The sequence below is a fragment of the Streptomyces bottropensis ATCC 25435 genome, from assembly GCF_000383595.1.
GTDB classification, from domain to species: domain Bacteria; phylum Actinomycetota; class Actinomycetes; order Streptomycetales; family Streptomycetaceae; genus Streptomyces; species Streptomyces bottropensis.
The window spans coordinates 8,541,692-8,557,693 of the sequence record NZ_KB911581.1 but is presented as its reverse complement, the minus strand read 5'-3'; the positions used below and the strand labels follow the sequence as shown (position 1 = coordinate 8,557,693).

Sequence of the window (16,002 nt, the reverse complement as noted above, 5' to 3'; positions counted from 1 at the left end):
CGCTGCCGCTGCCGCTGCCGCTGCCGCTGCCGACCGGCACCCGCATCGCCGTCGGCACCGGCACCGGGATCGCCCCGCCGCAGGCGACCCGCTCACGCGTCCGGTCGTACGACTCCCAGGATCTGCATCGTCCCTGCCCCGGCGATCGACACCTTACGGTTCGGGCGGGGGGCGTGGACTATGGAGCCGTTGCCCAGGTACATGGCGACATGGCTGGCGTCGGCGTTATAGATGATGAGGTCGCCGGGGCGCATGTCCTGGATGTCGATGTGCTTGAGCAGACGCCACTGCTCCTGGGAGGTGCGGGGGATGGTCAGGCCGGCGGCGGCCCAGGCCTTGCTGGTGAGACCGGAGCAGTCGTAGGTGTCGGGGCCCTCGGCGCCCCACTCGTACCACTTGCCTATCTGGTCCGTCGCGAACTTCACGGCCTGCTTGCCCTGCGGCGACGCCTTGCCGTTGATCTCGTCCAGGATGCCGGAGTCCAGCCACGTGGCCTGTGACTTCTCCGCGGCGGCCTCCTCCAACTGCACCAGCCGCTCACGCTCGTCGTCCTCCAGCTGGCCTTCCAGCTCCTCGGCGGCGGCGATCTGCTTCTTGATCTTCTTCTTGGCCTTCTCCTTGGCCTTGCGGTTGGTCTCCAGCTTCTTCCAGCGCGCGGAGGCGTCCTTGGCGTACTGCTCCAAGTCCTCCTGGGTCCGGGTCATCTCCGCGAGCAGACCCTTGGTCGCGAGCTGGCCCTGGCGCAGACGGTCCGCACCCTCCAGGAAGTCCTGGGGGTTCTCCGTCAGCCACAGCTGCACCTCGGGCGGGAGGCCGCCGCCGCGGTACTGGGCGCGGGCCGCGGCGCCGATGAGATCCTGCAACTTGTCCAGCTTCGCGTGGCCCTTGTCGACCTCGTGGGCCAGATCGACGAGCTCCTCGGACTGCTTGTCGGCCTTCTCCTCGGCCGCGTTGTACGCGTCCGTGGCGACCGCCACGTCGTGGTAGAGACCTTCCAGCTTCGTGCGTACGGCCTCCAACTCCTCGTTCGTCACGGGAGTCGGGTACGTCTCCGGAGTGCCGGAACCGCCCGCGGTGTTCGACGGCGACGGGGCCGGACCCGGGGTCGGCTCGGTCGGTTTCGTCTGGCTCGCGTACGCGTTGACCGGTGCGCCCAGCACGGTCATCGCGCAGACCACGGCCACGGCCGCCATGGTCAGGCTGCGCCTGCCGGCTCCCATACCTCTTGCCCCCAACCCCACTTGGAAAAAGAACTGGTTAACCGTCAGTAACTTGCCGGTGCTCGGTGATCGTGTCACGGCGTCGCGTGATCCAACAGGGGTGAGCGACCACGAACTCTCCGTCCCTGGCTCCCCCTTGCTGCTCCGCGTCCGCCCCCTGCACGCCCTGCCCTGTCCGCCCTGCCTTCCCCGCCCCTCCTCTCTGTGCGCTCTTCCGCTCGCCCGCTTCCGCTCGCATCTGTGTGACTCACGAGTCGGGGAGAGCGTTGCTCCCGTCCGTGTGACGATCGGCCCGAGGCGATCGTTCCCGTCTGTCACGAAAAATCGCTCTGTGTAATCGGTGCGGATGGGGTCGGGATGCCCGCTCACACCCTCGGCGCCAACGCCTCCCACGCCACCGTGACTTCGCCCTGCCGCCATCGCCTCACCCCGTCCCGAACCGGCCAGTCCGCGCCGAGGGTGCGAGCGGTGCGGATCCAGCGCTGGCGGGCCCCGTACGAGGCGTAGGGGGCCGCGGCGGCCCAGGCGCGGTCGAAGTCGCGGAGGAAGGCGTGCACCGGTTCGCCGGGGACATTGCGGTGGATGAGGGCCTTGGGGAGGCGTTCGGCGAGGTCGGAGGGGCGGTCCAGGGAGCCGAGGCGGGTGGCGAAGGTGACCGTGCGGGGGCCCTCCGGGCCGAGCGCGACCCAGACGTGGCGGCGGCCGATCTCGTCGCAGGTGCCCTCGACGAGCAGGCCCCCCGATGACGAGGGCGTGGCCGGCGCGAGGCGGGCGCACAGGCGCTCCCAGACGGCCCTGACCTCCTCCTCGTCGTACTGGCGCAGGACGTTCGCCGCCCGGACGAGGGTCGGGCGGCCCGGTACGGGCACCTCGAAGCCGCCGTGCCGGAAGGTCAGGCCCTCGCACGCGTACGGCTTCGCCGCCGCGACCCTGGCCGGGTCGATCTCGACGCCGACCACCTCGGTGCGGGGCGCCGTCTCGCGCAGGCGGCGCAGAAGCTCGACGGCGGTCCAGGGGGCGGCGCCGTAGCCGAGGTCGACGGCGAGGGGCGCGGTGGCACGGCGGAGTTCGGCGCCGTGCGTCGCCGCGATCCAGCGGTCCATGCGGCGCAGGCGGTTGGGGTTGGTGGTGCCGCGCGTCACGGTGCCGACTGGTCTTGCCATGCAGTGAGCGTATTCCTCCGGCGCCTTCGGGTGATCGCGCGCTTCCCTGCCGAGGGGCACCCGTCCCTGGACGGCGTCACCGCCCCACCACTCACCATGCGATCGAACGGTTGAGCGAGATTCGGTAATATTTCTGCAAAACGGAAATGGAACGGCCTCCTCCGGCGTTCTGCCTGACCAGAGGGCCCCACACCCTCCGAACGGCATGCCCGGAGCGAGGAGGACGCCACGTGAGCCACTACGTCAGCAGGCTCGGACGGCGCTCCCCGGTCGGCGCCGGGCGGCTTCGGCTGCACCGGAAGCCCCGCCGGGTCGCGATGCTGTCGGTGCACACGTCGCCGCTGCACCAGCCCGGCACGGGTGACGCGGGCGGGATGAACGTCTACATCGTGGAGCTGGCGCAGCGGCTGGCCGCGCAGAACGTCGAGGTGGAGATCTTCACCCGGGCCACGACGGGCGCCCTGCCCCCGACGGTCGAGCTGGCCCCGGGCGTCCTCGTCCGGCACGTCGACGCGGGCCCGTACGAAGGGCTGGCGAAGGAGGAACTCCCGGCCCAGCTGTGCGCCTTCACGCACGGTGTGATGCAGGCGTGGGCGGGCCACCGGCCGGGCTACTACGACCTGGTCCACTCGCACTACTGGCTCTCCGGTCACGTCGGCTGGCTCGCCGCTGAACGCTGGGGCGTCCCCCTGGTGCACGCCATGCACACGATGGCCAAGGTCAAGAACGCCGCGCTCGCCGACGACGACACCCCCGAGCCCGCCGCCCGCGTCATCGGCGAGACCCAGATCGTCCGTGCCGCCGACCGCCTCATCGCCAACACGGCGGAGGAGGCCGACGAACTCGTACGCCACTACGAGGCCGACCCGGCCAAGGTCGCCGTCGTCCACCCGGGCGTGAACCTCGACCGCTTCCGGCCGGCCGACGGCCGCGCGGCGGCGAGGGCCCGTCTCGGCCTGCCCCAGGACGCCCTGATCCCCCTCTTCGCCGGCCGTATCCAGCCCCTGAAGGCCCCTGACGTCCTGCTGCGCGCCGTCGCCGTCCTCCTCGACGAGCGTCCCGAGCTGCGGTCGAGGATCGTGGTGCCGGTGGTCGGCGGGCCGAGCGGCAGTGGCCTCGCCAAGCCGGAAGGCCTGCAGAAGCTGGCCGCGCGGCTCGGGATAGCCGATGTCGTACGGTTCCGGCCGCCCGTCGGCCAGGAGCAGCTCGCGGACTGGTTCCGGGCGGCGTCCGTGCTGGTCATGCCGTCGTACAGCGAGTCCTTCGGGCTCGTCGCCATCGAGGCGCAGGCGGCCGGTACGCCGGTGCTGGCGGCCTCGGTGGGCGGCCTCCCGGTCGCCGTGCGGGACGGGCGGACCGGCTTCCTGGTGCAGGGCCACGATCCCGCCGCCTACGCGCGCGTACTCCGCGATTTCGCCGACAACCCGGAACTGCCCGCCCGCATGGGCGCGGCCGCCGCCGCCCACGCCGAGTCCTTCGGCTGGGACACCTCGGCCGCCGCCACCGCGGACGTCTACGCGGCGGCCGTGCAGGACCACCGAAGGCACCGGGTGCGGGGCCACTACGCGTGAGCGGCGGTGTGGCCCACCGCCCGCCCGACTGCCCGCCCGACCGAAAGGGCGGTGGCCACCCCCCATCCGCCACCCGCCGCCCACCCCTACCGACGGGTACGCTCGCCCCATGGCTGACGAAGCGTCGATCATCGAGCAGGTCCTCAACGAGGCCGAGCTGGAGTGGGAGAGCCCGGCACCCGGCACCTACGTCGTGAAGCTCCCCGGCACCCGCAAACTCTCGACGACCGTCTCCCTGATCGTCGGCCGGCACTCCCTCTCCCTCAACGCCTTCGTGATCCGCCACCCCGACGAGAACGAGGCGGGCGTCCACCGCTGGCTCCTGGAGCGCAACCTCAAGCTGTACGGCGTGAGTTACGCCGTCGACCCGCTCGGCGACGTCTACGTCACGGCCCGGCTGCCCCTCTCCGCCGTCACCCCCGACGGCATCGACGGCCTCCTCGGCCAGGTCCTGGAAGCGGCCGACGGCGCCTTCAACACCCTTCTCGAACTGGGATTCGCCTCCGCGATCCGCAAGGAGTACGCCTGGCGCGTGTCCCGAGGGGAGTCGACGCGCAACCTGGACGCGTTCAGCCACCTGACCCGTGCGAAGGCCGACCGCTCCGAAAGCGGCCAGGGGTGACACCCACCCACCGCCTGAAGTGCCGCGTCAGATGGGCCTGGTCGTAGAACCCGGCCACCGCCGCGGCCTCGCCCGGCCGCATCCCGTCCAGCAGCAACCGCCTGGCCCGCTCCACCCGCCGGGACATCAGGTACTGGTGCGGCGCGATCCCGAAGGCCGCTCCGAACGCCCGTACGAGATGTGCGGGGTGGGCGTGCACCGTGCCCGCGGCCTCCGCCAGGGTGACCCCGTCCGCGACCCGCTCGTCGAGGAGTTCGCGCAGCCGGTGGGCGACCGTGGGGCCGCCGGGCGGCTGTGCGGCCGCACGCGCCGGTGGCCTGCGCAGATGACCGCGCAGCCGCTCCCCGACGAGCGCCAGCCGGCTCTCCGCCTCCAGCTCGTCCCCCGGCCGCGCGAGGGCCGCGTGCAACTGCCCCACCCGCCGCCGCAGCAGCGGATCCCGCAGGTCGGGGCCGTCCACGGCCGCCCCGATCAGGCTCTCGTCCAGGGTGCTATCCAGGTCCAGGTACAACACCCGCTTGCGGAAACCCTCGTCCGTGACCGGCGCCCCGTTGTGCGGCACGTAGGGCGGCAGCAACGAGACCGTGTCGTTCGGTGTCCCGTGCTCATGCCGGTCCAACTCGTAGCGCACGGCCCCGTCGTCGACGATCAGCAGCGTCCAGACGTCGTGCACGTGCATCGGGTACGCGTACTCCGTGTAGTGCGCGTGGAACACCTCGACGATGCCGGGCACCCGCGGCCGCCAGGCGGTGACCTCGCGTTGGGGGGTCGGCCGAGCTGTCGGCCGGTCGGACTTCGGCCGCTGGGGGCACATGCAAAGAACGTACAAGACGGGGGCGTACGCCGGTCGGCAGTCTCGTCTCATGAGCAGCGAGACCTCCGCGAGCACGGCCCCCATCCGCTTCGACACCAAGATCGTCGTCCTCCTCCGCGACGACCTGGAGACCTGGCAACGCCTCAACGTCACGTCCTTCCTGGTCAGCGGTATCGGACCGATGATCCCGGAGGTGATCGGCGACCCGTACGAGGACGCCGACGGCACGGCGTACCTCCCGATGTTCCGCCAGCCCGTCCTCGTCTTCGAGGGGACGAAGGAGGTGCTCAGGACGGCGCACGCCCGTGCGCTGGCCCGGGCCCTGCCCCGCGCCGTGTTCACGTCCGACCTCTTCAGCACGGGCAACGACCGTGACAACCGCGCGGCCGTACGAGCAGTGGGGGCGGGGGAGCTGGACCTGGTGGGGCTGGCGGTGTACGGGCCGCGCAACGGGGTGGACAAGGTGGTGAAGGGGGCGCGGATGCACCCGTAGGCGGCCGGGCCGCTCAGGCCGAGCCGGTGCCGGCCGCGCGGCCTCGGGGGACGTACGGGTTCGTGCCGCCTACGGGTTCGTACGCACGTCCGCGTCCGGGCCCGGGCACGGACGCGGACGCGCAAGGGACGGCGTCTCCACAGTCGGCCCCCACGAGGCGGCCTTGGCCTCCGCTTCCACCTCGAACTCGACCTCCACCTCCGCCTCCGCCTGCGACCCCGGCATCCGGCTCATCAACACCCAGTACCCCACCCCGGCCACGGTCCCGATCACCGCGCACAGCCCCCACAGCCACTCGGCGCCCCAGCGGTCGATGACGACCCCGGACATCAGCGGTGCGACGAGCGCGGCGACGGACCACGACATCGTGTACATGCCCTGGTAGCGGCCGCGCCCCTGTACGGGCGAGAGGCGGACGACGACGCCGGTCTGGGTGGGCGCGTTGACGATCTCCGCGAGGGTCCAGACGCAGACGGTGAGGGCGAAGACGCCGATCGACCCGGCGAAGGCGGTGAGGCCGAAGCCGTATCCGGCGAGCACGGACGAGACGACGAGGAGCCGCCCGGGGTCGCGGTGTTCGATGACCCGGGTGACCGGTATCTGCAGGGCCACGATCAGCACCCCGTTGACGGCGATGGCGAGCCCGTAGTCGGCGGGCGTGAAACCGGCCTCTCCCATGGCGACCGGCAGTCCCACCGACCCCTGCTGGAAGATCAGCGCGACGAGGAAGGAGAGCCCGACGACGCCCATGAACCGCCCGTCGCGCACCACGGTCCCCAACCCGACGTCCTGCGTCCCGGCCTTTTCCACCGCCGTCGGTTCCGGCCGCGACTCCGGCAGCTTCAGGAAGACGACGATCGCGCAGACCAGCGTCATCCCCGCCTCGGCCAGGAAGCCGGCGCGGTAGCTGACCTCGGCGATGAACCCGGCGCCCATAGAGGAGACGGCGAAACCGAGGTTGATGGCCCAGTAGTTGAGGGAGAACGCGCGTACGCGGTCCTCCGGCCGGACGATGTCCGCCATCATCGCCTGAACGGCGGGGCGGGAGGCGTTGCTGGTCGCGCCGACGAGGAACGCGACGGCGGCGATGGCCACGGGATCCTGCACGAAGCCGAGGAGCGCGACCGATCCGGCCGTCGACGCCTGCGCGATGAGGAGGGTGGGCCGGCGCCCGAGGCGGTCGGCCATGACCCCGCCGCCGAGCGAGGAGACGACCCCGCCGAGGCCGTGCAGCGAGGCGACGAGACCGGCGTACGAGGCGGAGTACCCGCGGTCCAGCGTCAGATACAGCGCCATGAACGTGGCGACGAACGCACCCAGCCGGTTCACCAGCGTGCTGGTCCACAGCCACCAGAACTCCCTGGGCAGCCCGGAGACGGACTCCCGGACGGCACGTCTGGCAGCGACGAGTGGCATGCGGATCCCCCACGGACGTAAGTAGCCAAGTCGGCGGGCACACCTTACGAGCGGGGTCGGGGGCCGGACCACTCAATTAGCGACCCCGGCCCGTTGTCGTTGGTGGAAGGGGTGCGGCGGGCCGGGCCTGTCCGCCTGTCGGCCAGGTGGGCGACGATTCCCGGCCGTGGATTACGCTCGGAGCCATGGCCGACGCACCGTACAAGCTGATCCTCCTCCGCCACGGCGAGAGCGAGTGGAACGAGAAGAACCTGTTCACCGGCTGGGTGGACGTCAACCTCACGCCGAAGGGAGAGAAGGAGGCGACGCGCGGCGGTGAGCTGCTGAAGGACGCCGGCCTGCTCCCGGACGTGCTCCACACCTCCCTCCAGCGGCGCGCCATCCGCACCGCGCAGCTGGCCCTGGAGTCCGCCGACCGCCACTGGATTCCCGTGCACCGTTCGTGGCGCCTGAACGAGCGCCACTACGGCGCCCTCCAGGGCAAGGACAAGGCCCAGACCCTCGCCGAGTTCGGCGAGGAGCAGTTCATGCTGTGGCGCCGCTCGTACGACACCCCGCCGCCCCCGCTCGCGGACGACTCGGAGTACTCCCAGGCCTCGGACGCGCGCTACACGACCATCCCGCCGGAGCTGCGCCCCCGCACCGAGTGCCTCAAGGACGTCGTCGTCCGCATGCTCCCGTACTGGTACGACGGCATCGTCCCCGACCTCCTCGCCGGCCGCACGGTCCTCGTCGCCGCCCACGGCAACTCCCTCCGTGCCCTCGTCAAGCACCTCGACGGCGTCTCGGACGCCGACATCGCCGGCCTCAACATCCCCACGGGCATCCCCCTCTCCTACGAACTGGACGCCGACTTCAAGCCCCTCAACCCGGGCGGCACCTACCTCGACCCGGACGCGGCGGCGGCCGCGATCGAGGCGGTCAAGAACCAGGGCAAGAAGAAGTAAGCAGGGCAGAACAAGCCCCCTACCCGCGGCCTCTCCGCCGGTAGGGGGCTCGTTGCTGTGTTCAGCTCAGCTCAACCGCGGCTCGGGCGGGCGAGGCCGCGGCCGCCGCCGAGCAGGGCCTGCAGGGCTTCTCCGAGGGCGAATGACTGGACCAGCGTGCTGATGGCGACCCCGACGGCCAGGTAGCAGTAGGGCGCGTCCGCACCCCGGAGCGCCCCGATGGCACCTGTTGTCCCCACGTGGCGAAGGCCAGGCGAAACAGGGTGCGAGCGTTCATCGGATTCCCGCCGGGGACTTGGTACCACTCGGCTCGCAGCAAGCTCAGTTGACGGGTCCGCCATCCGACGCGCCGACCGCGCCGTGGGGAGGGGCCTGCCCCGGACGGGGGGTGGCCCTCGGCACGAAGAGGCTCAGTGAAGAAGGTCTCGAAAGCCTCCTGGGATTCCCAGACGTGGGCGACCTGGAGGCCCTGCTCGTCCAACCAGGCCACGTGCAGCCGGCCGCCGGCCGCCGGTACCGGCTCCCAGCCGACCGCGTATCGCACGGTGTCGTTGCCCGAGGGCCCCGCGCGCTCAGATCGCCAGGGGCACCGGGTGGATCTCGTCCGCCTTGTGGCCGGCGCGTTCGTGGATGCGCTGGACGGCGTCGGCGGAGGGGGCCTCGGAGAGGCAGTACACGGTGCCGGACTCGGGGTCGGCCCACGCGCTCTCGAAGTGGACCTTCTCGTCCTTCTCGATGGCCAGGTCGGCGTTGTGCGCCTCGCGCAGTTGGTCCGCCGTGATGCCCTTCATGTTGTGGTGGACGTCCATGAACTTGCCCATGGCCGCACCTCCCTCTTCTCTCAGCGTCCCGTCCTCTCCCTTCATGCTGCGCCCGCGCGGCCGTGCGTGCGACCCCTCGCGCATCGGACCGGTGTCGGACCACCGTGCGCTGGCGTCCCGGTCATGGGGTTCAGCAGGGCGGGGACGACGGCGACGGGCGCGGCAGGCAGGAGGAGCGGTTCGGGGTGACGCCCGCCGACCCGATGAGCCCGTGTTCGGTGGGGATAGCCGGGGCCGCCGTCGTGGGCACGGACGGTGTCAGGGAGGGTGTCCTCCGGCCCTCGGAGAGGCCGGCCACGGCTCGCTCGCGGTGGAGATCGCTGCCGCTGGCGACAGCTCCGAGGCCTGGTGCTGAACGCATGCGGCACGGGCGGGACGCGTGAGCGCGAGGAGGGGCCGTCCCGAGCGACGGCCCCTCCTCGCGGCTACGGACAGCAGCAGCCCGTGCCGGTCAGCCGCACTGGCACGGGTTGCCGGACTGGCATCCGCACGCACATCCGGAGCCGCAGCCACAGGCGCCGAACAGAGGCAGAGTCCTGATGTCCGCGGGCTGATGGGTGTCCCGTGGCTGTGTCGGGTCCGGAGTGCTGGGGCTGGCGGGGGATGCGGATTCGGCCATGGTCCCTCCTCGGAGGTAGCTGGGCGGCGGGGCAGTCGGTGGCAGCCGGGCAGCCAGGACCGCGAAGGGTCGGCGGCCTGTGCGCTGCCCGTCTCCTGCCCTTGCCCATGGGTTGCCCCATTGCAGGCCGGTTCAGCCGGGCGCATCAACGGCGCACGGAGGCGTCCGCACGCCCCGCCGGACCGTGAGGCGCCGGAGCCCCGCAAACGGGAGCCCCGCGCTCCTCACCTTCCCCCGCACCAGCGGGAGCCCTGCGCCCCCTCCACCCCCGCACCAGCGGGAGCCCTACGCCCCCTCCACCCCCGTGACGGGCTGGATGTCCGCCTGCAGCTCGTCCGCGTGCTCACCCGTCACCAGGTACACCACGCGCTTGGCGACGGAGACCGCGTGGTCGGCGAAGCGCTCGTAGTAGCGGCCGAGGAGGGTGACGTCGACGGCGGTCTCGATGCCGTGCTTCCAGCGGTCGTCCATGAGGTGCTGGAAGAGGGTGCGGTGCAGGAGGTCCATCGCGTCGTCGTCGCTCTCCAGCTGGAGCGCGAGGTCGACGTCCTTGGTGATGATGACCTCGGCGGCCTTCGCCATCAGGCGCTGCGCGAGCTGGCCCATCTCCAGGATCGTCGCGTGCAGGTCACGCGGGACGGTGTTCTCGGGGAAACGGAGCCGGGTCAGCTTGGCCACGTGCTGGGCGAGGTCGCCGGAGCGCTCCAGGTCCGCCGACATGCGCAGCGACGTCACGACGATCCGCAGATCCGTCGCCACCGGCTGCTGCCTGGCCAGCAGGGCTATCGCGCGGGCCTCCAGGTCGTGCTGAAGGTCGTCGACCTTCTTGTCCGCCTCGATCACGCTCTCGGCCAGCTTGAGGTCGGCGTCGAGCATCGCCGTCGTGGCGCGACCGATAGCCGACCCCACCAGTCGGGCCATCTCGACCAGGCCCTCACCGATCGAGTCAAGTTCCTCGTGGTACGCGTCCCGCATCAGGGTGTCCCTCTCTTACGTACGTCAGCTCGTGGGTAACCAGAAAAGCCGTTCCGGAGGCCGTTCCGCCAGGCCAGGAAGGCCGAACGACCGAATGAACGGCGACGGCGAAACGGTGACCGGGGGCCCGGACGAATCCCACGCTCCCACGTTCAGGCCCGTACGCGTCCGTTTCGGCCATCCCAAATGAACCAATACTGGCTCCAAGGTGAACTCTGGGCGACGAGTGTTCGAGGTCGCCCTCCGATCGCTGTGGGGATGTCCGACCTCGTGCCTAACCTGGAAGCATGGACGTGAACGCGGCGGTCGCCGCAGCGGCAGCGATCGCCGGAGTACTCACCGGCGTCATCGCCATGCTGGCGTTCCGTGTGAGCGAACGCGAGCAGAAGCGTCCCACCAGAACCTCCCTGCACACGGACCCGGTGCTTCCGCCCGGTGTCGACACGGTGCTGTCGGTGCTCCGCTCCTCCGCGGTCGTGCTCGACGAGGCCGACGCCGTCGTCAAGGCCAGCTCCGCCGCGTACGCCCTCGGGCTGGTCCGCGGCGGGAAGCTCTCCATCGAGCCGATGCTGAAGATGGCGCGCGACACCCGCCGGGACGGCGAGATACGCCAGGTCGAACTGGACCTGCCCCGGCGCGGCACGGGACGCGGGGAGGCGCTTGCCGTCTCCGCGCGCGTCGCGCCACTGGGCTCCCGGCTCGTGCTGCTCCTGGTCGAGGACCTCACCGAGGCCCGCCGGATCGAGGCCGTACGACGTGACTTCGTCGCCAACGTCAGCCACGAGCTGAAGACGCCGGTGGGCGCGCTGTCGCTGCTGAGCGAGGCTGTCATGGGCGCGTCGGACGACCCCGAGGCCGTGGAACGGTTCGCCGGGCGCATGCAGATCGAGGCCACCCGGCTCACCAACCTGGTGCAGGAGCTGATCGACCTCTCCCGGGTGCAGAACGACGACCCGCTGGAGGACGCCGAGCCGGTCCGGGTGGACGAGCTGGTCGCCGAGGCCGTCGACCGCTGCCGCCACCAGGCCGGCACCAAGCAGATCACGATGGCCGCCGGCGGCACGGCCGAGCTGCGCGTCTGGGGCAACCGGGGGCAGCTCGCCGCCGCCCTCGGCAACCTCGTCGAGAACGCCGTCAACTACTCCCCGGCCCGCACCCGCGTCGGCATAGCCGCACGCCAGGTGAGCGCGCCCGGCGGGGACCATATCGAGATCGCCGTGACCGACCAGGGCATCGGCATCTCGGACAAGGACAAGGAGCGCATCTTCGAGCGCTTCTATCGCGTGGACCCGGCCCGTTCCCGCCAGACCGGCGGTACGGGTCTCGGTCTCGCGATCGTCAAGCACGTGGCCGCCTCGCACGGCGGGGAGGTCACGGTGTGGAGCTCGGAGGGACAGGGCTCCACGTTCACCCTCAGGCTGCCGGAGGCGGGCACGGCCCGTGACCGTGCGGCACAGCACCCGGACCTCGACGCCGAGGACGGACAGCCTCACCCCGACCCATCCCCGTACGGATCGTACGACCCGCTTCCCGCCCCGGAGGTCCTTCCGTGACCCGAGTGCTCGTCGTCGAGGACGAGGAGTCCTTTTCCGACGCCCTGTCCTACATGCTCCGCAAAGAGGGCTTCGAGGTCGCCATCGCGGCCACCGGACCCGACGGTCTCGACGAGTTCGAGCGCAACGGAGCCGACCTCGTCCTGCTCGACCTGATGCTGCCCGGACTGCCGGGCACCGAGGTCTGCCGTCAGCTGCGCGGCCGTTCCAATGTCCCGGTGATCATGGTGACCGCCAAGGACAGCGAGATCGACAAGGTCGTGGGCCTGGAAATAGGAGCCGATGACTATGTCACCAAGCCCTTCTCCTCCCGCGAGCTCGTCGCCCGTATCCGGGCCGTACTGCGCCGCCGCGGCGAGCCCGAGGAGGTCACCCCCGCCGCGCTGGAGGCGGGTCCCGTCCGGATGGACGTCGACCGCCACGTCGTCACCGTCTCCGGCTCCAAGGTCGACCTCCCCCTCAAGGAGTTCGACCTGCTCGAAATGCTGCTGCGCAACGCGGGGCGTGTCCTGACCCGTATGCAGCTCATCGACCGCGTCTGGGGCGCCGACTACGTCGGCGACACCAAGACCCTCGACGTCCACGTCAAGCGCCTCCGCGCCAAGATCGAGCCCGACCCGGGCGCCCCGAGATACCTGGTGACGGTGCGGGGTCTGGGGTACAAGTTCGAGCCGTAGGCCGATCCGGTGGTTCTACGCCGAAGGGCGGCGCCCCTGAGAGGGGTGCCGCCCTTCGGCGTAGGTGCGCGGGGCTCAGTGGCCGGTGGCTTCCTCGGAGGACGAGGTGGACGGGGAGGCCGTGGAGCCGGCGGCGGTGCCCTCCTCGGCGGTCTCGTCGCCGGCGGGTGAGCCCGAGGCGGTCGCGGACGGGGAGCCGGAGGTCTCCTCGGACGGGGAGGCGCTGGTGGCGGGGGCCTCGGGGATGTCGCTCGGGCCCCACTTCTCGAAGTAGTGCTCGGCGGGGACCACGAAGGCGCGCAGGCCGACCTCGCCGGTCTCGCTGAAGTCGAAGGTGACCTTCTGGGCGTTGCCGTCCTGGACCGCGTCGGTGAGGTCCGTCAGGACCGCGGAGGCGTTGTTCTCGCCGCCCAGGGTGACGGAGCCGCCGGCCGGCACGACGATCTTGCCGCCCTTGCCCCCACCCTTGGCGGGGCTCAGCTCGGCGGTGCCGGCGCCCTCGACGGTGACGGAGTCCAGGGTCTGGTCGGTGTCGGCGCCGTTGAAGACGGTCGCGGAGACCACGGCGGGGCCCTTGGTGTCGGTACCGGGCTGGGTGACCACGATCGCATTCTGGATCTTGATGTCGCCGACGCTCGTGGCCGCGTTGTCCGGCTTGACCCCCAGCGTCTGGGCGTTGTTGCCGGCGGCGCACGCGGCGAGTGAGGCGATCGAGAACGCGATGGCGGCGGCGGCGAGGGCGCCGCGTCGAAGGCTGCTGCTCACGGCGGCGGCAACTCCTAGAACGTGGGCGGTACGTGGTCTGTGGCGGGCTCAGGTTACCGAGCCGTCCCGTCCCCGCCGCACCCGACCCTCCCCAAGTCCCCCGGCAAGTCGTCGGAGGCAATTGACGGTCGCCGCCGACACGCCTGTCCGGCATTCACATAACCCCCGCCGAACTCGCCGCCGCCGCGCCCTGGATTTCCCCCGGGGAATGCGCTCCGGTACGGAAAATCGATCAGCCGTCGGAACAGCAGCCGGACGCCCGTCGGAACACCGGCCGGAACTCGGGCCGGAACGTGGGCCGGAACAGGACCGAACACCGGGCAGAACGCGCGGGAACCGTCGCCGGAAGGCCGGCGGAACAGGCCCAGAACACGATCCGGTAACGGCGGAACAGCGCCCGTTGATCGAACTCCTTGATCAATTCCGGATTCGTCTCGTACCCGACTCCGCTCACCGAACGGAGTAGCGTAAGTCGCACACATGGGGGCGGACAAAGCAGGACGTTCGGGCGCTCGTGCGGCCCTCCGGATGCGTGTAACGTACGCGTTTCACTCCGCCCGGAGAGCCGCTCCGACCTGCGAATACCCTCCTCCGATCGGCCCTCGCAGCACGTTCCTGTCGCAGTTGTCAAGCCCCGAGATGCGCCCTGACCTGCGAAAACGCCATTCAGAACACGCCGTTTCCGTGTTACTCTGGATAGCCACGGAAGGGGTACCTGTCACATGACGTTCAAGGTTGGCGACACCGTGGTCTATCCCCATCACGGGGCCGCGCTGATTGAGGCCATCGAAACTCGCCAGATCAAAGGCGTGGACAAGACCTACTTGGTGCTCAAGGTCGCTCAGGGCGACCTGACAGTGCGTGTGCCGGCGGACAATGCGGAGTTCGTCGGCGTACGTGATGTGGTCGGTCAAGACGGCCTGGACCGGGTCTTCGAGGTGCTGCGCGCACCGTATGCCGAGGAGCCCACGAACTGGTCGCGTCGCTACAAGGCAAATCTGGAGAAGCTCGCCTCCGGCGATGTCATCAAGGTCGCGGAAGTCGTGCGTGACCTGTGGCGTCGCGAGCGGGAGCGCGGACTCTCCGCCGGTGAGAAGCGCATGCTCGCCAAGGCCCGCCAGATCCTGGTGAGCGAGCTCGCTCTCGCGGAGAACACGAACGAGGACAAGGCCGAGGCCCTGCTCGACGAGGTCCTCGCGTCCTGAACTGACTCCTGAGGCAGGCAGCCAGCCCGCTCAGCCGTTCGGCGCAGCACATCGAAATGCCGCGGTGCCCGATGACGTACGTAATGTCGCCGGGCGCTGCGGCATGTTCATGTCCGGATGCCGAACGCCTTAATGGGGACTCCGATACTCGGCGATACTTGGCGTGCCCCGGTGCTCATGTGTGTACGGAGTGCTCGTACCTGTCGTACGCGTACTGCCGCTCCTACTTGGCGTGCCGGGCCCGGGCAGCTGGCTCGACCAGATGTCACGGAAGGGTCCGGTCAAGGTGTCGCGCCCGGCACGCTGTGGCCATACCCACCTAGGCCGAGCACACAAACCTGACAGGAACCGATGTCTGACGATTCGCGTCCTTCGCCTTCCGCGACCGCTACGGCAACCCGTACGGCGGCCGTGATCCCGGCAGCCGGCCGGGGCGTACGCCTCGGCCCGGGCGCGCCCAAAGCGCTGCGCGCGCTGAACGGCACCCCGATGCTGATCCACGCGGTACGCGCCATGGCCGCCTCCCGTGCCGTCTCCCTGGTGATCGTCGTGGCTCCGCCCGACGGCGCCCCCGAGGTCAAGACCCTGCTCGACGCGCACGCCCTGCCCGAGCGGACGGACTTCCTCGTGGTCCCCGGCGGCGAATCGCGCCAGGAGTCGGTGAAACTCGGGCTCGACGCGCTGCCGCCCGGCTACGACATCGTCCTCGTCCACGACGCGGCCCGTCCGCTCGTGCCCGTCGACACCGTCGACGCGGTCATCGAGGCCGTACGGGACGGGGCGCCCGCCGTGGTGCCCGCGCTGCCGCTCGCCGACACGGTCAAGGAGGTCGAGCCCGCGGACGCGCCGGGCGCGCCGGAGCCGGTCGTCGCCACGCCCGAGCGCGCGCGGCTGCGAGCCGTGCAGACGCCCCAGGGGTTCGACCGGGAGACCCTGCTCCGGGCGCACGAGACGGTCACCGGGGAGGTGACCGACGACGCGAGCATGGTGGAGCGGCTCGGGCGCGGTGTCGTGGTCGTGCCCGGCCACGAGGAGGCGTTCAAGGTGACGCGGCCGCTGGATCTGGTGCTCGCGGAGGCGGTTCTGGCGCGCAGGAGGCTGAACGATGGGTTCTGAGAAGGCCATGGGTTCCGAGAAGGCC

The 16,002-nt window shown here is 70.9% G+C and carries 16 protein-coding genes; 8 read left to right on the top strand and 8 right to left on the bottom strand.

The features are described from left to right. Positions 1 to 92 precede the first annotated feature (92 nt). Positions 93 to 1,220 carry a C40 family peptidase gene (locus STRBO_RS0137875; protein ID WP_005476826.1) on the bottom strand — a complete coding sequence of 376 codons (1,128 nt, stop codon included), beginning with the start codon at positions 1,218 to 1,220 and terminating at the stop codon, positions 93 to 95. Between the two features lie 365 nt (positions 1,221 to 1,585). Further along, positions 1,586 to 2,383, bottom strand: a complete 798-nt coding sequence (locus tag STRBO_RS0137870) for a class I SAM-dependent methyltransferase (protein WP_005476825.1) — start codon at positions 2,381 to 2,383, stop codon at positions 1,586 to 1,588. 230 nt (positions 2,384 to 2,613) lie between these two features. Between STRBO_RS0137870 and mshA the strand changes: the two genes are divergently transcribed. Further along, the gene (gene mshA / locus STRBO_RS0137865) at positions 2,614 to 3,954 is read left to right on the top strand and encodes a D-inositol-3-phosphate glycosyltransferase (protein WP_020115724.1); all 1,341 of its coding nucleotides are present in this window, start codon (positions 2,614 to 2,616) and stop codon (positions 3,952 to 3,954) included. 109 nt (positions 3,955 to 4,063) lie between these two features. Continuing rightward, positions 4,064 to 4,576 carry a type III secretion system chaperone family protein gene (locus tag STRBO_RS0137860; protein ID WP_005476819.1) on the top strand — a complete coding sequence of 171 codons (513 nt, stop codon included), beginning with the start codon at positions 4,064 to 4,066 and terminating at the stop codon, positions 4,574 to 4,576. On the opposite strand, the gene STRBO_RS0137855 is transcribed toward STRBO_RS0137860, so the two are convergent. Continuing rightward, positions 4,524 to 5,390: a helix-turn-helix domain-containing protein gene (locus tag STRBO_RS0137855; protein ID WP_051085280.1), complete on the bottom strand. Its 867-nt coding sequence runs from the start codon at positions 5,388 to 5,390 to the stop codon at positions 4,524 to 4,526. The genes STRBO_RS0137860 and STRBO_RS0137855 overlap by 53 nt on opposite strands. A 49-nt stretch (positions 5,391 to 5,439) precedes the next feature. Between STRBO_RS0137855 and STRBO_RS0137850 the strand changes: the two genes are divergently transcribed. Further along, a complete protein-coding gene (locus tag STRBO_RS0137850; RefSeq protein ID WP_005476817.1) occupies positions 5,440 to 5,883 on the top strand; it encodes a DUF2000 domain-containing protein in 444 nt (147 codons plus the stop codon). A gap of 69 nt (positions 5,884 to 5,952) precedes the next feature. Here STRBO_RS0137850 and STRBO_RS0137845 read toward each other — a convergent pair whose 3' ends face one another. Beyond that, positions 5,953 to 7,299 (bottom strand): MDR family MFS transporter, encoded by a 1,347-nt coding sequence (locus STRBO_RS0137845; protein ID WP_005476815.1) that lies wholly within the window; start codon positions 7,297 to 7,299, stop codon positions 5,953 to 5,955. Between the two features lie 185 nt (positions 7,300 to 7,484). Between STRBO_RS0137845 and STRBO_RS0137840 the strand changes: the two genes are divergently transcribed. Continuing rightward, positions 7,485 to 8,246 carry a phosphoglyceromutase gene (locus STRBO_RS0137840; RefSeq protein WP_005476813.1) on the top strand — a complete coding sequence of 254 codons (762 nt, stop codon included), beginning with the start codon at positions 7,485 to 7,487 and terminating at the stop codon, positions 8,244 to 8,246. Positions 8,247 to 8,317: 71 nt separating this feature from the next. On the opposite strand, the gene STRBO_RS44025 is transcribed toward STRBO_RS0137840, so the two are convergent. The 3 genes from STRBO_RS44025 to phoU all read right to left on the bottom strand — a co-directional run bounded on the left by STRBO_RS44025 (position 8,318) and on the right by phoU (position 10,661). Next, complete coding sequence (locus tag STRBO_RS44025) at positions 8,318 to 8,485, bottom strand: hypothetical protein (RefSeq protein WP_005476812.1); 168 nt, start codon at positions 8,483 to 8,485, stop codon at positions 8,318 to 8,320. Between the two features lie 333 nt (positions 8,486 to 8,818). After that, on the bottom strand, positions 8,819 to 9,067 hold the full coding sequence (locus STRBO_RS0137830; protein WP_020115722.1) for an SCO4226 family nickel-binding protein: 249 nt from the start codon (positions 9,065 to 9,067) through the stop codon (positions 8,819 to 8,821). Positions 9,068 to 9,971: 904 nt separating this feature from the next. Further along, entirely contained in the window at positions 9,972 to 10,661 is a 690-nt protein-coding gene (phoU, locus tag STRBO_RS0137825) for a phosphate signaling complex protein PhoU (protein WP_005476809.1), read from the bottom strand. 287 nt (positions 10,662 to 10,948) lie between these two features. Between phoU and phoR the strand changes: the two genes are divergently transcribed. Both phoR and phoP read left to right on the top strand, forming a co-directional pair. Next, the gene (gene phoR / locus STRBO_RS0137820) at positions 10,949 to 12,214 is read left to right on the top strand and encodes a two-component system sensor histidine kinase PhoR (RefSeq protein ID WP_005476808.1); all 1,266 of its coding nucleotides are present in this window, start codon (positions 10,949 to 10,951) and stop codon (positions 12,212 to 12,214) included. A gap of 5 nt (positions 12,215 to 12,219) precedes the next feature. Next, positions 12,220 to 12,891: a two-component system response regulator PhoP gene (gene phoP, locus STRBO_RS0137815; RefSeq protein ID WP_005476807.1), complete on the top strand. Its 672-nt coding sequence runs from the start codon at positions 12,220 to 12,222 to the stop codon at positions 12,889 to 12,891. A gap of 75 nt (positions 12,892 to 12,966) precedes the next feature. Here the strand turns inward: phoP and STRBO_RS0137810 are convergent, their stop codons facing one another. Beyond that, on the bottom strand, positions 12,967 to 13,656 hold the full coding sequence (locus tag STRBO_RS0137810; protein ID WP_005476806.1) for a copper chaperone PCu(A)C: 690 nt from the start codon (positions 13,654 to 13,656) through the stop codon (positions 12,967 to 12,969). A 722-nt stretch (positions 13,657 to 14,378) separates the two neighbouring features. Between STRBO_RS0137810 and STRBO_RS0137800 the strand changes: the two genes are divergently transcribed. Both STRBO_RS0137800 and ispD read left to right on the top strand, forming a co-directional pair. Beyond that, entirely contained in the window at positions 14,379 to 14,861 is a 483-nt protein-coding gene (locus STRBO_RS0137800) for a CarD family transcriptional regulator (protein ID WP_003953493.1), read from the top strand. Between the two features lie 351 nt (positions 14,862 to 15,212). Further along, the gene (gene ispD, locus STRBO_RS0137795) at positions 15,213 to 15,977 is read left to right on the top strand and encodes a 2-C-methyl-D-erythritol 4-phosphate cytidylyltransferase (protein ID WP_005476804.1); all 765 of its coding nucleotides are present in this window, start codon (positions 15,213 to 15,215) and stop codon (positions 15,975 to 15,977) included. Positions 15,978 to 16,002 lie beyond the last annotated feature (25 nt).

Coding starts and splice junctions, on each gene's coding strand:
- phoU (WP_005476809.1), bottom strand. CDS start 10,661: ATGCGGGACGCGTACCACGAGGAACTTGACTCGATCGGTGAGGGCCTG.
- phoR (WP_005476808.1), top strand. CDS start 10,949: ATGGACGTGAACGCGGCGGTCGCCGCAGCGGCAGCGATCGCCGGAGTA.
- STRBO_RS0137800 (WP_003953493.1), top strand. CDS start 14,379: ATGACGTTCAAGGTTGGCGACACCGTGGTCTATCCCCATCACGGGGCC.
- STRBO_RS0137840 (WP_005476813.1), top strand. CDS start 7,485: ATGGCCGACGCACCGTACAAGCTGATCCTCCTCCGCCACGGCGAGAGC.
- ispD (WP_005476804.1), top strand. CDS start 15,213: ATGTCTGACGATTCGCGTCCTTCGCCTTCCGCGACCGCTACGGCAACC.
- STRBO_RS0137830 (WP_020115722.1), bottom strand. CDS start 9,067: ATGGGCAAGTTCATGGACGTCCACCACAACATGAAGGGCATCACGGCG.
- STRBO_RS0137845 (WP_005476815.1), bottom strand. CDS start 7,299: ATGCCACTCGTCGCTGCCAGACGTGCCGTCCGGGAGTCCGTCTCCGGG.
- STRBO_RS0137850 (WP_005476817.1), top strand. CDS start 5,440: ATGAGCAGCGAGACCTCCGCGAGCACGGCCCCCATCCGCTTCGACACC.
- STRBO_RS0137870 (WP_005476825.1), bottom strand. CDS start 2,383: ATGGCAAGACCAGTCGGCACCGTGACGCGCGGCACCACCAACCCCAAC.
- STRBO_RS0137855 (WP_051085280.1), bottom strand. CDS start 5,390: ATGTGCCCCCAGCGGCCGAAGTCCGACCGGCCGACAGCTCGGCCGACC.
- STRBO_RS0137875 (WP_005476826.1), bottom strand. CDS start 1,220: ATGGGAGCCGGCAGGCGCAGCCTGACCATGGCGGCCGTGGCCGTGGTC.
- STRBO_RS0137860 (WP_005476819.1), top strand. CDS start 4,064: ATGGCTGACGAAGCGTCGATCATCGAGCAGGTCCTCAACGAGGCCGAG.